Source organism: Akkermansia sp. NBRC 115031, assembly GCF_030268505.1.
Lineage (GTDB): Bacteria > Verrucomicrobiota > Verrucomicrobiia > Verrucomicrobiales > Akkermansiaceae > Akkermansia > Akkermansia massiliensis.
In genome coordinates this window covers 1-326 of the sequence record NZ_BSQU01000020.1, presented here as the reverse complement: position 1 = coordinate 326, position 326 = coordinate 1, and the positions used below count along the sequence as shown (strand labels likewise).

The 326-nt window shown below is 60.1% G+C and carries 1 protein-coding gene; it reads left to right on the top strand.

Annotated features, from left to right (window positions below; translation table 11 throughout):
* A partial coding sequence (locus tag QSJ36_RS12780; RefSeq protein WP_285468795.1) for a hypothetical protein occupies positions 1–326 on the top strand: 326 nt, incomplete at both ends.

Genomic DNA, 326 nt, shown 5'->3' with positions numbered 1-326 from the left:
CCAGTTCCCTCTCTTCTTCCTCCAGCGAGCCGGAGGAAGGAGGCTGTCCATGTCCCTGTTCCTGTGATTGCGACGAAGACGTCGAACAGTCCGATTGCAGCAAGAACACCTCCCATTTCTTCGGCGGCAACCCGGATGGAGCCGACGACTGCGAAGGATTGCTTGAAGTGGGCGAGGGCGATTCCGGAGGCGGAAGTGAAGGAGGCAATCCCACGCTTCTCCGCACCCTTGCCGAACCTTCCTCCCCATGTCCCATCACCCTGCGCTACAAGCATCCCCTCGAATGGACCGCCTCCTGCAATCCCGAAACCGGACAGATCTCCGTC